Source organism: Gordonia sp. i37, assembly GCF_002043085.1.
Lineage (GTDB): Bacteria > Actinomycetota > Actinomycetes > Mycobacteriales > Mycobacteriaceae > Gordonia > Gordonia polyisoprenivorans.
Genome location: NZ_MVPX01000239.1, coordinates 55,082 through 68,824, shown reverse-complemented (window position 1 = coordinate 68,824; position 13,743 = coordinate 55,082). Strand labels below are relative to the sequence as shown.

At 65.4% G+C, this 13,743-nt stretch carries 16 protein-coding genes; 12 read left to right on the top strand and 4 right to left on the bottom strand.

Features of this window, described 5'->3' with window-relative positions; translation table 11 throughout:
* Nucleotides 1-122: 122 nt before the first annotated feature.
* On the top strand, nt 123-1,472 hold the full coding sequence (locus tag B1964_RS11180) for a flavin monoamine oxidase family protein (protein ID WP_079929778.1): 1,350 nt from the start codon (nt 123-125) through the stop codon (nt 1,470-1,472).
* A 148-nt stretch (nt 1,473-1,620) separates the two neighbouring features.
* Here B1964_RS11180 and B1964_RS11175 read toward each other — a convergent pair whose 3' ends face one another.
* The 3 genes from B1964_RS11175 to B1964_RS11170 form a co-directional block, all read right to left on the bottom strand.
* Entirely contained in the window at nt 1,621-1,815 is a 195-nt protein-coding gene (locus tag B1964_RS11175; protein ID WP_079929777.1) for a hypothetical protein, read from the bottom strand.
* Between the two features lie 366 nt (nt 1,816-2,181).
* Nucleotides 2,182-2,580 carry a hypothetical protein gene (locus B1964_RS30000; protein WP_139765704.1) on the bottom strand — a complete coding sequence of 133 codons (399 nt, stop codon included), beginning with the start codon at nt 2,578-2,580 and terminating at the stop codon, nt 2,182-2,184.
* A gap of 318 nt (nt 2,581-2,898) precedes the next feature.
* Nucleotides 2,899-3,486, bottom strand: coding sequence for a TetR/AcrR family transcriptional regulator (locus B1964_RS11170; RefSeq protein ID WP_079929776.1), 588 nt, complete (start codon nt 3,484-3,486; stop codon nt 2,899-2,901).
* 136 nt (nt 3,487-3,622) lie between these two features.
* Here B1964_RS11170 and B1964_RS11165 point away from each other — a divergent pair, with 136 nt between their 5' ends.
* The 8 genes from B1964_RS11165 (at nt 3,623) to B1964_RS11130 (ending at nt 9,809) form a co-directional block, all read left to right on the top strand.
* Nucleotides 3,623-4,798 (top strand): SRPBCC family protein, encoded by a 1,176-nt coding sequence (locus B1964_RS11165; protein ID WP_079929783.1) that lies wholly within the window; start codon nt 3,623-3,625, stop codon nt 4,796-4,798.
* Between the two features lies 1 nt (nt 4,799).
* Complete coding sequence (locus B1964_RS11160) at nt 4,800-5,417, top strand: hypothetical protein (RefSeq protein ID WP_079929775.1); 618 nt, start codon at nt 4,800-4,802, stop codon at nt 5,415-5,417.
* Between the two features lie 110 nt (nt 5,418-5,527).
* Nucleotides 5,528-5,677: a hypothetical protein gene (locus B1964_RS30410; protein ID WP_172398813.1), complete on the top strand. Its 150-nt coding sequence runs from the start codon at nt 5,528-5,530 to the stop codon at nt 5,675-5,677.
* Between the two features lie 125 nt (nt 5,678-5,802).
* On the top strand, nt 5,803-6,849 hold the full coding sequence (locus B1964_RS11150; protein ID WP_079929773.1) for a DDE-type integrase/transposase/recombinase: 1,047 nt from the start codon (nt 5,803-5,805) through the stop codon (nt 6,847-6,849).
* A gap of 282 nt (nt 6,850-7,131) precedes the next feature.
* A complete protein-coding gene (locus tag B1964_RS11145; RefSeq protein WP_079929782.1) occupies nt 7,132-7,713 on the top strand; it encodes a hypothetical protein in 582 nt (193 codons plus the stop codon).
* Nucleotides 7,714-7,783: 70 nt separating this feature from the next.
* Nucleotides 7,784-8,614, top strand: a complete 831-nt coding sequence (locus tag B1964_RS11140) for a methyltransferase domain-containing protein (RefSeq protein ID WP_079929772.1) — start codon at nt 7,784-7,786, stop codon at nt 8,612-8,614.
* Between the two features lie 47 nt (nt 8,615-8,661).
* Nucleotides 8,662-9,354 carry a methyltransferase domain-containing protein gene (locus B1964_RS11135; protein ID WP_079929771.1) on the top strand — a complete coding sequence of 231 codons (693 nt, stop codon included), beginning with the start codon at nt 8,662-8,664 and terminating at the stop codon, nt 9,352-9,354.
* Nucleotides 9,336-9,809 carry a hypothetical protein gene (locus B1964_RS11130; protein ID WP_079929770.1) on the top strand — a complete coding sequence of 158 codons (474 nt, stop codon included), beginning with the start codon at nt 9,336-9,338 and terminating at the stop codon, nt 9,807-9,809. Before B1964_RS11135 ends, B1964_RS11130 begins: the two co-directional genes overlap by 19 nt.
* Before the next feature lie 53 nt (nt 9,810-9,862).
* Here the strand turns inward: B1964_RS11130 and B1964_RS11125 are convergent, their stop codons facing one another.
* Nucleotides 9,863-10,750 (bottom strand): fructose bisphosphate aldolase, encoded by an 888-nt coding sequence (locus B1964_RS11125; protein ID WP_079929769.1) that lies wholly within the window; start codon nt 10,748-10,750, stop codon nt 9,863-9,865.
* 76 nt (nt 10,751-10,826) lie between these two features.
* Here B1964_RS11125 and B1964_RS11120 point away from each other — a divergent pair, with 76 nt between their 5' ends.
* Genes B1964_RS11120 through B1964_RS11110 form a run of 3 tightly spaced genes read left to right on the top strand, consistent with a single transcriptional unit; the run spans nt 10,827 to nt 13,670 of the window.
* Complete coding sequence (locus B1964_RS11120) at nt 10,827-11,237, top strand: (2Fe-2S) ferredoxin domain-containing protein (protein ID WP_079929768.1); 411 nt, start codon at nt 10,827-10,829, stop codon at nt 11,235-11,237.
* Between the two features lie 3 nt (nt 11,238-11,240).
* Nucleotides 11,241-12,176, top strand: coding sequence for an ATP-binding protein (locus B1964_RS11115; protein WP_079929767.1), 936 nt, complete (start codon nt 11,241-11,243; stop codon nt 12,174-12,176).
* Nucleotides 12,177-13,670 (top strand): VWA domain-containing protein, encoded by a 1,494-nt coding sequence (locus tag B1964_RS11110; protein WP_079929766.1) that lies wholly within the window; start codon nt 12,177-12,179, stop codon nt 13,668-13,670.
* Nucleotides 13,671-13,743 lie beyond the last annotated feature (73 nt).

The window sequence follows — 13,743 nt, the reverse complement described above, 5'->3', positions numbered from 1 at the left end:
CCCCCCCACCTAGCTGGCTTCGCTATCAAATCGGGACCACCAGAGGCCCGGTATCCCCGCGCAAACCGTCACCACATCGCGTAGAGTTAAGTCATACGACCGAATTAGTTGAAGGGGCCGTCATGGAGGCAGATGTAATCGTCGTCGGTGCAGGACTAGCCGGGCTCAGCACAGCGCGTCGGCTGGCCGCAGGGGGGCACTCGGTAGTCGTACTCGAGGCCCGCGATCGCGTTGGCGGGCGCACAGAAGGCGGTGAACTTGACGGCCATCCCGTCGAATTGGGCGGAACCTGGATCGGCGAGGGACATACAGAGATGTACCGGCTCGTTGCCGACCTCGGCCTCCGCACCTTCCCCACCTACAACGACGCCGGACAGCTCGTGGTCGACCTGGGCGGAAAACAGTCACGACTCGCGCCACACAAGGGTGCCACCCCAAAGATCAGCCCGGCAGCCTTAATTGATCTTGCCCAGGGGCTGGCTCGCTACAAGAAGCTCGCCAAGGGTGTCGACCCCGCCGCGCCTTGGGCCCACCCCAAAGCCGCGGAACTCGACGGTCAAACGTTCGAGTCGTGGATCCGCCGCAACCTCAGGACGGGCACGGGCAGGTCATACTTTCGCACACTCGCCGAAGCACTGTACTCCGCCGACTCATCGGACCTGTCCCTGCTGCACACACTCTTCTACACCGCCAGCAACGGGGACCTCGAGACACTCTCCGCCACTGACAAGGGCGCACAGAAAGACCGTGTCGTGGGCGGTTCGGTACTGGTGTCGCAACGCCTCGCCGAGACCCTCGACATCCGCTTCGGCGACCCGGTAATGGCTGTCGAGCAGACCGAGTCCGCTGTGACAGCGACAACACGTCACGGACATGTCTACACCGGCCGGTTCATCGTCGTCGCAATCCCCCCGACACTCGCCGGACGCCTCGACTACCAGCCGGCACTACCCTCCTGGCGCGACCAACTCACCCAACGTGTCCCGGCGGGAACCGTCAGCAAATGCTTCGCCACCTACCCGACCCCGTTCTGGCGCGACGCCGGCCTCAACGGGCAGGCGATCTCCGACACCGGGCCCGTCAAGGTGACATTCGACGTTTCGCCGCCGAACGGAGAGATCGGAATCTTGCTCGGGTTCGTCGAAGGAGGTGAGGCACGGCGTTGGCAACGCCTCGATGCTTCCCAGCGACGCTCACAAGTACTGGGCTGTTTCACGCGCTACTACGGGCCCACTGCCGCAGAACCAGTGACCTACTTCGAGAAAGACTGGGGCGCTGAAGAATTCACGAGAGGATGCTACGGAGCAGGATTCGGTCCCGGCGTCTGGACCAGCTACGGTCCCGTCCTGCGTGAACCCGTCGGCCTAATCCACTGGGCAGGCGCCGAATACGCCGACGAGTGGAGCGGATACATGGAAGGCGCGGTGCGATCGGGAACGGACACGGCAACCCACCTCCTCTCCATGCTCTAACAGTTCACCCATTCGCGCACTCCCCCGACGCGCACCCCGTAGTGGCGGCGGTTGGCGAGCGAAGCCGGGAGGTCGCGCCGCTGTCGGGTCGACTTGCGACCAGTCGACCGAGACGGGAGGTGGGTCGATGATGCGCGGTGTCGTTCGATCAGACCTGGCCTGCTCGCCACCGTCGCGTTCCGCCAGCGCGAACGCGGCCACCAACTCGGTGGGTGATCCGCGACACGGCCACGATGCCGTCGAGTGAGACGGTATCTCCCGGCGGGAGGTCGTCGAGGTAGCCGCATTCGGACAGCGCGGTCTCGAGCACGAGCGTGTACCGGAGTCGTTCCGCGGAGTCCATTCTCGCCACGCCAAGGTTGCTCGGGCACGCGCGACACTCGAACAAGTAGCCAACTAGATCAGAGACACACCACTAGATGTCACCTACCTGTGCAGCAGACCCGTCATCCGACGATGTCGGATGACAGCGCGGTTGGGAACAGTGACAGCTATTTTTTTTGGGGGGCAGTCGAGCTGCGGTCATCTACATGCGGGCGATCTGATTGGTGTCAGCGATTGTGGGACTCCCGGTCGATCTGCACCGCGACTGCGCCGAGATGACAACCGATGTGGGAGTCAGCCGAAGGTTCGTGCAGGTCACGGCTGGACAAGTCGCACATCCGTGTCACTGAGTCTCATCTAGGGCGTCAAACTCGCAAGCGCCTTGTCATCCGACAACAATGGCCGCGCCGAGCCGACCGGGAACCACGGCGCGCAGTCTAGATCTAGCCGACTCGAAGTGTTCACCGACCAGACACACAGCGACCGAAGCATGCTCAGTAATCGTGTTTGCAAGACCACCGAAATGCATCGAGCCGCCGTTTGCGGGTATGACGTCGAAAAGTGTAATTCTTCGACCGTTTGCCTCGCCATGGATCACAGGCACCGATTTGCCCTCGTGAAGTTCATCGGTTAGCTCAAGGTGGATCTTGCCGGGATCGTCGAGCTGAAGCACTCCGCCCACCCTTCGGTCTACTGCTCCAGGAAGCCACCACTGTCCCACGTACCGATGCTCTGCCACCCCGACATTGTCGCGTCCAGCACCGACACTCTGTTCATCGGCCACCGGGGACCTCGATCTGGCCACCAGCTACGACCTTCCCACGGCCATTCACACCTCCACGAAGCTACAGAAGGATGGCTGATGGAACGTTCGGATCGAATCTGCAGCTCAGACACCTTGCCGAACATTCGCCACGAGTTCTGACCCGACTTGCTGCTTCTGAATTTCACCCGAAATGGCGAGCCGCAGGTCAGGGCGTCATCGTTCGCCACGCCTCCTGACCGTTCACATCAAGTGACATAAGGTGCTGCCGACGCGAAGTCGTTCGGGTCGTCCGGTGGCCGCATGCGTCAGCGATGCCGGTGTCACGCCCGGGTCGGTCTAGCGGGGTCTAGCGGTCACGCCGGCGCCTGTCCAACGGCGGAGGTAGCGGCGTAGCTCGGCGCCGTTGCGCGGCGGATCGCCGGGGTCGACTAGGAAGGACTGCACTGTGCGCAGCATGTGCTCGACCAATTCGTCGCGCTCGACCTCGGTCCAGCCGGACCAATCGACATCGTAGCCGTCGACGATCGACCGTCCGAGTGCGATTGCCCGCGGTGAGGTCACTGTGGTGACCGCGTCGCCGCTGGTGAACAACAGCGCGAAACGCGCGTTCGCCCTGAGTATCTCGATGGTGCGGGCGATGGCTTCGACGACTGCTTCGGCCACGTCTGAAATGCCACGGGTGGCGGCCGCGAGATCGTGCAGGAGCTGCTGCGCGGCGTGTTCGGCGACCGCCCGCAGGAGTTCGTCGGTCCCGGCGAAGTATCGGTAGACAGTCTGCCGCGTGATCCCGAGTGCTTTCGCAACCTGCAGGATCGACGGCGTCGTCGTCCCGGAGTCGATGAGTTCGCCGGTCGCCCGCAGGATTCGCTCCGAGGCTTCGTCGTTGGACGCGGGGGTGTCGCCACCCCAGCCGTGCGTGCGCATCAGCCCAGTAAATCAGTGGTGCCCCGAGCCGGGATCGCATGCGTCAGCTTTCCCTTCGGTGCGTGGGCGTCGGTATCGGCTGAACCGACTACGAAATTGGGTAGACACAATAGCTCATAAGTGTATGGTCTTGGGAATGACATCCACGCTCAACCCCATAACTCCGATCGGTCCAGACCTGACGCGCCGAGGTCTCGACCTTGCGCTGGCGGGCACCACGGACATGGCGCCGACCACTTTGCGGGTTCCGCTGAGCTACTACGCCGACGACAAGCTGACTGACATCGAGCAGTCGACGATCCTCCGTCGGACGCCGTTGGCGGTGCTCGCGTCCGCGCAGATCCCCGCCGCCGACGACTACGTCGTTCGCGAGGTCATCGGCGACTCGCTGCTCATCACCCGCGATCGCGACGGAACCGCCCACGTTTTCCTCAACTACTGCCGACACCGTGGCGCCATGCCGGCCTGTGGCGCGGGCAATGCCCGTCGGTTCACCTGTCCCTACCACGCTTGGGTCTACGACAACCGCGGGCGGCTGAAGGGTGTGCCGGGTCGGGCCGGTTTCGACGACGTGGACCTTGACTCCTACGGTCTGGTCGAGCTGCCCAGCGAGGAACGGCACGGTTGGGTGTGGGCGATCCTCACCGCAGGCATGGAGATGGACCTCGACGCCCACCTCGGAAGCCTGGGTCGCGAACTCGACCACTTCGATTTCGGAGCCTTCCAGTACCACGACGAGCGGTTCCTGTCGTCGAACGTGAACTGGAAGGGAGCGCTCGAGGCGTTCGCCGAGGGTTATCACTTCCCGTTCGTGCACGGCAACAGCGTGATCGGGCAGAACACCATCGCGAACACGCATGTCTATGACCGCTTCGGGAAGCACCATCGGATCGGTTTCCCCTTCAACTGGATCACAGCCCTCGAGGACGCGGAGCCCGATGACCAGCAGTGGGATCCGACGTCCCAGATGGGTCTGATCTACTGGGTGTACCCGAACCTCATCCTCGCGACGAGCCCAGTGGGTGTGGAGGTCATCGACATCCTCCCCGACGGCGCCGCTGGCAAGTGCACGATCCGGCACAGCTGGATGGCGAAGTACCCGGCGACAACCGATGAGCAGCGCGAGTTGTACGACGGCATCTTCGCTCAGGTGCACGCGGCGGTCCGTGACGAGGACTTCGCCATGCTGCCGCAATGTAGTCAAGGGGCGCAGCGCGGTCAGCACGACCACATGCTGTTGGGCCGCAATGAGATCGGCGTGCAGAACATGGTCCGCGTCCTCGCCGAGGCCCTCGGCATCTCCCTCGCCTGACGTGCCGGTCGACTGGTCGGCACTCGGCGACCGTCTCGCTGATGAGATCGTCAGCGCAGTCGCCGCAGCGACCGCGGTCGCTGCGGCGACGTCGGTCGCCCGAGTTGAACTTGTCGACGTACACGTCCGGGACATGCTCATCCTCTGGCCGACGATCGTCGTGCACCACACCGATCCGTCTGTCCGACCATTCGTCGTAGAGGGCTCCCGGCAAGGTGATCTACACGCCGCTGACGTGACCTCGCTCGGTGGGCCCGGCGGCACTCGCTGGGATGTCGTGTTCGCGCGCTTCCACGGCGTACTCGCCGCCGGCTGCGCCGCTGCGTCCCGTGCGCTCGACATCCCGGTGTCGGTCGCCCCGGAGGCCGGCGTCGACGCAACGACTCCCTCCGACATCGACGAGCACGTTGCCCCGCATGGACCGCTTGACTACAGACCGCTGGCCGAGACCCTCACGCGATCACCCGCTCTCGATGCATCACTGGCCGCCGGGCTGTCGGCGGACAGAGTGCGTGACATCGACTCCGGCGACGTGCGCACGGCAATCGCAGCCCTTGAGTCACCGTGGGAGTCGATCCGGCGACACGCCGCCATCGTCCTGCTCTCCGCGCACCTCTAGCGGGTGGCGACGTGCGCCCGACCCGCGACCGGGCCCAGCGCACCGATCACGTACAGATGTGCGATTGCCGGTCCCACCCACCGTCGCAGGAATCGGCGGAGGTCGGCACCATGATGCGGCGGCGAGTCGTCCTAGAGCAGGAACGAGAACGGCTACGCGACGCCGGGGTGCTGGGCGCTGATGAGGCCGCGGTGTCGCGGGCGCCGCGCCGGTCGGGGTTGACCGCCGAGCAAGCCGAGATCGCACGGTTGAAAAAGTAACTCGCCCAAGCCAACTCCAAACTGTAGACCACCCAGACAGCCCTCGATATTATGGGAAAAGCGCACGCGCTCTTGGAGCAGATCTCCACGAGCGCGGATTCCGAGCCCAAGCGTGGCAAGCGTTGATGACCGCTTTCGACGACCTGACCGCGGGCGGCGCCACCGGGCGTGCCGCCGCCCGGTTGACGGGCCTGTCGCGAGCCACCATGGCCCGCCGCGCCACCACACCCGCCATCAGCGATGAGCTGTGTGATGCTGTGGCACAACGGGTCCGCGACCGTGTGGAGCCGGCCAACAAACTCGACGAAGTCGAACGTGCGGCGGTGTTGGCGGTGCTCAACAGTGAACGGTTCATCGACGCGACACCCACCCAGGTGTATGCCACCCTGCTCGGCGAGGGCCGCTACGTGTGTTCGATCTCCACGATGTATCGCATCCTGGGTGAGAACAAGAAGGTCAAAGAACGCCGCCGGTTGGCCAAGCGTCGGGCGACGGCGATCCCGGAACTGGTGGCGACCGCGCCGCGGCAGGTCTACACCTGGGACATCACCAAACTCGCGGGCCCGGCACGCGGGGTGTACTACGACGCGTACGTGATGATCGACATCTACTCCCGCTACATCGTCGGCGTGCACGTCCACGCTCATGAATCCGGTCCGCTGGCAAAGGAAATGATGCAGGACGTGTTTGCCATCCAAGGCATCCCGCAGGTGGTGCACGCCGATCGCGGGACCTCGATGACCTCGAAGACGGTGACCGAGTTGCTTGCCGACCTGCACGTCACCAAATCGCATTCCCGACCGCACGTGTCCAACGACAACCCGTACAGCGAAGCCTGGTTCAAGACAATGAAATACGCGCCGGTATTCCCGACCCGATTCGGATCGATCCAGCACGCCAGGACGTTCATGGCCGAGTTCGTGGAGTGGTACAACCATGCCCACCACCACAGCGGCATCGGTCTGCACACGCCCGCCGACGTGCACTACGGCCATGCACCGACCATTGCCTCACTACGCTCGAACACTCTCGCCCAGGCCCGACAAGCCACGCCCGCACGATTCAGCGGTGCGAGCGACCCCGCTCCGAAGATCCTCAAGATGCCCGAAGCCGCGTGGATCAACCAACCCGAACAGGAGGATCGAGAACCGACAAATCCGGCAGCCGCCTAACACCCGCTGGCCTCAAACCCCTTGACAAGTTCCGGGGCTGTCGCGATCCGCGAAATCACGCCGCACTCGGGAGTCCTCCGTCTTGTCCCGGGGCTCGGACGGGGCGATGTGTCACTGTGACGATTCGCGTTCGATTGCGACCAGACTTGGGCCACCCACGGCGCACCATCACTGCAAGAACAAACTCGCGCTCGTAGCACTGTGGGGTCAACCCGGATTCGAAGTGAAAGAGCTTGTGTCGTAATCTTTTCACCCGTGTCTCTTCTCACTGCTGGTGCTCTCATGACCGACGTCGCTGTGTCCCGATGTGTGTGGTGCTCGTCCCTTGAAGATGTTGCGGTGTATCGCCATGAACCGCGGTGCGGGCGGTGCCGCGCCGCGGAACAAACTGTTGCCGAGGCCCGCCACTTCATCCGCGTGTACGGTCTGCGCCCCCTGGGTGCGTCCCTGGAGTCCGAGGACGACGAAGAGCGGGAGCATCGGGTCGCTTTCCGCGAGGCGTCCGCGGAGCTGAGGCGGATTCGGACAGATGCTCCGAAGACGCGTAAACCTTCCGCGGTGCGGCGAGCCGGCGGCACCACGTCCGCGCCCGTCGTCGCGAAAGCGAAGGGTAAGGCCACCGGCACCGCGCGGAAAGTCGGTTCCGGGGCCGACTCGACCAACATCTCCCGGCCCGACGCCACTGAACTGGTTAGTCGGGCCGAGAGCCTCCTGGCGCAGCTCGCCGACATCGAGGGCCGCCTCGAGGTCGCGCTGGAAGACACCGGTCTGAGCGGTAAGGCCAAGGCATCTGACCTGACAGCGAAGCGGGATTCTGTGCTGCGTATGCTCGGCGCGTTGGAGAAGGCCAAGCGCGCGATGTAGGGCTCGGAGCCTTGGGCATTCACCACCTTCCACTATCGATAACGGTTGCCATTCCGGTTAGGCTGGGTCCATGACAGGACCGTCCATCGCGCAGATCTTCAACTCAACCAGTGCGGATTTCGATCTGGTGACTCCCCTTGTCTGGGGCCCGGCGGGGGAAGCCCTGGTGGAAAGGGCGGGGATCTCGTTGGACGACAAGGTGCTCGACATCTGCTCGGGTACGGGGGCGAGCGCGCTGGCCGCCGCTCGGGTCGTCGGGCCCGATGGGCACGTCACCGCGGTCGACTTCGCGACCGACCTGGTCGACCGCGCCCGGTCCAACGCCGACGCAGCGTGCCTGCGCAACATCGACTTCCGCGTCGACGACGTCACTGCTCTGCCCGGTCTTCTGTCACCCGAATATGACGTCGTCACTTGCGGTTTCGGTGTCTTCTTTCTGCCGAACATGGACGACACCGTGCGGAAACTCCTGACCCTGCTGCGCCCGGGCGGCCGACTCGCTGTCGCGGTCTGGCACGACGACGCCCTGTACGGCTTCACCGGTGCATACTTCGCCGAGGTCGCGCGGGTCCAAGGTGGCCCACCGCCTCCCGGCCCGCGTGCCCCGTCCGATGGACCGCCGCACCCCATCACCCGGATCGACACCGAGGAGAAGATCGTGGGATGGCTTGAATCCCTTGGTGCGGTGAATGGTTCGGCGTCAATACTCGAGCTGCGAGTCCCACGCACGGACGAGTTCTCCTGGTCGATGGTTTTGGGTAGCGGACTGCGGGGTGCTCTGTCGGGGATGGACGCCGATACCGTCGCCGACGTCCGGGCGGGTTTCCTGCGGCGACTGGCAGACGACGGGATCACCGAAGTCGACTGTGACACCTTGATCGCTGTCGCTCGGACACGATGATCGCTGTAGCCCGCCGGACCCAGGACTGACCGTAATGGAGGGCGATCGTGACCATCGATGAGCAGGGCACTCCTGCCACCCGATTCTGGGAACCGCTCTACGCCGCTGCCCCCGATCCGTCGGAGCGCCGACCGAATGTGGTGTTCGAGGCCGCGGTCGCGGAGCTGCAGCTCCGACCCGGGCGTGCCTGGGACATGGGTTGCGGACACGGCGGTGACGCGCTCTGGCTGGCCACGCTCGGCTGGGAGGTCTGGGCGACCGACGCGTCGACAACCGCGGTTCGACGAGTCGATTCCGCCGCCGACGTGGCCGGCCTGACCGCCTCCGTGCATGCCGAGCAGTACGACCTCACCCGGTCCATGCCTGCCGGTCCGTTCGATCTGGTGTATGCGAATTACTTCCATAGTCCGGTCGAGTTCGACCAAGGCACAGTACTCGCGCAGGCCGCGTCCCGCGTCGTCACCGACGGGCACCTGATCGTGATCGACCATGCGTCGTCGGCGCCATGGTCGTGGGAGCAACGTGACCCGGAATCGTTTCCCACCCCGCAACAGCTACGGGATGCGATCGGACTTTCGGACAGCTGGTCGTCACTGCGTTGCGAACGATCGGAGCGTGTTGCCACCGGACCTGATGGTCAGACCACGGCGACTGTCGCCGACAACGTGATCGTGCTGCGGCGCAGCCGATTGCATTCCAGCAGGGCTGAGGTGAACGAGATTTGTCCAGCGTCACAGTGACCACAGAGCTTCCGCTCAGTGCTCGCCGAGCACGCGAGCTTGCCGCCGTCCCGGAGGTGATGCAGTTCGTCCTCGCCCCGGTTCTCGCGTTCTCGATGCAGGAGGCGCCGCCACCCGATGTGGCGATGACTCAGGGCTTCCGGGCCAGCAGGCGGGTCCGCTGGTTCGGCGTGATCCCGTCATGGGTGCACGAGATCGAGGTCGTTCGACTCGACGACCTGGAGATCTACACCAACGAACGAGGTGGCCCGGTCAAGGTTTGGAATCACCGTCTGACATTCACGCCGCTGTCTGCGACCTCGTGCCGGTACACCGATGAGCTCGAGGTCGAGGACGGACTGCACGGCGTCGTGGTGCGGTTGTTCGTCCGTCTCATGTTCCGCCATCGCCACCGCCGATGGCGACTCCTCGCAGCTGTCCTGGCAGCCGACCGCGACCGGAATCCGCTCGTCTGAGGCCGAATCCGGCGCGATCGCCGTGGGAACGTCAGCTCTCCATGGCCTATCCCCTAGGCAATAGACGCGCGGTAGATGATCTCGATTGAATCGCCAAGAGCGCGATCGAACTCGGCGTCGTCCTGCTGATCGGTCAGCCCGTCGAGCAGGGCCCGGCTGAAGCTTGCGATGAGCCCCGGGTTTCGCTTCAGTCTCGCGCACGCGTCATCCCGGGTGTAGCCGCCTGAGAGCGCCACCACCCGAGCGACTCTCGGATGCGAGATGAGATCGGAGTAGAAGCCGTCGTCGGTGGGGATCGTCACCTTGATCGCCACCTGCGCGTCGGCGATGCCCTCCAGGCCTTTCATGAGCTCGTCCTTCAACACGACCTCGGCGTCGCGCTTGTCCGGGGCATCGATGCTGACCTCGGGTTCGAGGATGGGGACGAGATCGGCCGCGAGCACCTCGGCGGCGACCTCGAACTGCTGTGCCACGACTCGCCGGATCCCCTCGGCGTCGGCTTCGTGGATGACCGACCGCTCCTTTGTTCCGAAAACCCCGCGCGCACGGGCATCGTCAAGTGTGCGAGCGAGGTCCGGGATGTCCTTCATCAGCTGGACGCCGTCCTCCGGGTCCCGCAGACCCTTGTCGATCTTGAGCAGCGGCACGATGCCCTTGGTGGACCACAGATAGTGGGCGAACTGTGTACCGTCGACCTGCCGATCCAGTGTCCCCTGGAACAAGATGGCGCCGAGGACGCGGGCGCCGTCGAAGGCCGGACTGACGACGATGCGGGCACGTGCGGCGTTGATCAGATCGAACATCTCCGCGTCTGTCGAGTAGCGATCATCGGGTATGCCGTACATACGCAAGGCCTTTGGCGTGCTGCCACCGCTCTGGTCGAGTGCGGCGATGAAGCCCTCCCCAGTGGTGAAACGGGCGAGCTGCTCGGCAACGGGCATGGTTGTCTCCTGTCGGGTGAAGGTGGATAGTCGCGGTCCCCGTCCAATCGTAAATGACAACCGTTATCGTTAGATCATGAGCCAGGAAGATCAGGTCCACGATCAGGGAGGGCCGCTGGTGGCGCTGTGCGCGGGTCACCGGTGCAGCGCTCTGTGGCATCTCGGCGACGAAGCGGCCTCGGCCGGACACCCCGGTGAGGTGCGCCGCTCACAACGTCTCGGCCAGACCATCCGCAACACCCCGGGCGGGGTGCTGATCAAGACCGGTTGCCTTGGGGTGTGCCACCAGGGTCCGGTCGTCGGGGTCGTCTACCGCGAGGCTGGCTCGTCGCGCGTCAGGTTCCGTCACGCCTTCGCCACCGCGGACCGGATGCCGGTTCTGCGCGGACTCGTCACATGGATCGCGAGCATCCGTGATTCGTCGGACTGCCGATCCATCCCGGAGGCCTTGCAGCCCGCTCTCATCACCGCCCGACAGAGTCGGTGACGGATGACCCCCACCTATCCCTTCACCGCCGTCCTCGGTCACGACGAGTTCAAGACTGCACTGCTGCTGACCGCCGTCGACCCGGGAATCTCCGGTGTCGTGGCGATGGGCGACCGAGGCACGGCCAAGTCCACACTCATCCGTGCGCTCGGTGAGCTCCTGGCGATCTCCGGTATCGATGCCCCGGTCGTCGACCTACCGCTCGGTGCCACCGAGGATCGTGTGGTGGGCGCACTCGACGTCGATCGCGCACTTCGACACGGCGAAGCGGTGTTCCGGCCAGGACTACTCGCCGACGCACACGGCGGCTACCTCTACATCGATGAGGTCAACCTGCTCGACGACTTCGTGGTGGACCTGTTGCTCGACGTCGCGGCGAGCGGGATCAACATCGTCGAACGGGACGGGCTGAGTCATCGGCATCCGGCGCGCTTCGTACTCGTCGGGTCCGGCAACCCCGAGGAGGGCCAGTTGCGTCCGCAGTTGGAGGACCGGTTCGGTCTGTCGACGCACGTGCAGACCATCACCGATGTTGGCCTGCGGACCCAGATCGTCCGTCAGCGTCTCGACTACGATTCCGATCCCGACGTTTTCGCGGAACGCTTTTCGGTCCGCCAGCACCACCTGGCGCAACGCCTTGCCGCCGCGCGCGCCGATCTCGAGGGTGTGGAGGTCGACGAACAGATCCTGTCGGACGCCGTCCGGCTGTGCGTCGAGGTGGATGCTGTGGGGCACCGCGGTGAGGTGATGCTGATCCGAGCCGCGCGCGCACTGGCCGCGTTGCGTCGACACCCGACCGTGATGCGGGGTGACCTGGCCGATGCGGCGATTCCGGTGCTGCGCCATCGGATTCCGCGTGAGCCCTTCGAACGCCCGACGGTGGCGACCGCGCGCGTGCGCAACGCGGTCGTGTCAGTCGTCGGGCACTTCGCGGCATAGATGCCCACGCTGCCCTGGCATCGCCCGCCGGAGTCGTTCCTCGACTCCGAACAACTGCGTCTCTGCAGGGCCTGGCAGACCGACGGCGGCTTCGGCCTGCTGTTGGTGGGCGACGCAGGCCGTCGGGAGGCGGTGATGGCATTTCTTCGCCCCGACTCCGCGATGACGATCACCGCCGCTATGACCGACGCCGACGTCACCGCCGATGAAACCGCCACCGGGTCACCGATGCTCTCCGTGCTCGACCGGGCCGCGACACCCGCCGGTGTCATCATTCCCGCCGCCGACCTGATCGACCCGGCGGTCGCCGCGCTCCTCGACTGCGACCGGATTCTCGCGTCGGCACCGGACGTCGAGAGCGTGCCACCGGTACTCCTCTCCCGCGTTCCGGTCGTCGTCGGGCTGGGCGTGACCCCAACCACCCGATCCCGGCGATTGCCTGCACAGGGCGGCGTGTCGCGCCTCGACTGGGCGGTGCGCACGCTGGCCGCCAACGGAATCGACGATCACCGTCTCGACATCGGCACCGTGCGATGCCTCGACGCGGTGTCCGCGGCGGGCGGTTCGCCCTCGACGGTGCTGGCCCGCAACATCATCGAACCGCGGCTCGGACCATTGGTCGAGGCCGCGACCCTCGTACCGTCGGCCGCCGATCCGACTCAGGTGGACGCACCTGCCGCGGGAGACGCCGTGGAAGAGCTCGGCGCCGACGAGGCCGAGGTGGCGCGGCTGGTCGACCTCGGTGCAGCCTGCGCGTCAACGCCGGAATGGGCGTCGGTGTCGGTCGCGCGGCGCTACTTGCAACAGCGCCGCCCCGGACGCCGGGGTGCGATGGGGCGCACGAGACGAGGTCGGGTCAGACGTGTCGTCGAGTACGATGCGGCGCTCGGTCTTGACATTCATTCGACGCTGACCGCAGCCGGCCGACGGGGCCACCTCGATCGGGATGCGTTGCGAAGCAGCATCCACGTGCGTCGAGGAGGTCGCCTGACGATCGTCATCGTCGACCGGTCCGACTCCATGAGCGGCGTCCGTGGACGCGTGGCGGCCGGCAGGGCGATCGGCGCGATCGAACAGTCCATCGCCAACCGGTCGAAAGTGGCGGTCATCGTGGCCCGCGGTGCTACAGCGCAACTCGTGGTCGAACCCACCCGCGACCTCCGGGACGCGTACGAGGTCATCGCGGCGCTGCCGTCCGGTGGCGGCACACCATTGGCGTCGGCCTTCCTGCTCGCCGTTGGGGTGATCGACGACGAACCGGAGTCCGCTGCCCGCGTCCTGGTGGTGTCCGACGGCGGGTCGAACGTCCGTCTCGAGGAGGAGGTTGCCGACCGTGCGGAAAGTGCTGTGGCACAAGCCGAGAACGCACTCGGACTCCTCGTGGCCCGGTGTGAGCAGGTCGTGGTGGTGCCGACGGCCAATCCCGGCGTGCAAATCCGACCCGATGACCTCGAATGGCTGCGCCGCGCCGGCGCGGTGGTGCGGCCCGGATGACAGGAAGCGCCCACCGGTGAGGTGCGGACCGGATCAATTGTCTCTCCTGACATCGGTTCCCGCGGGAACCTCG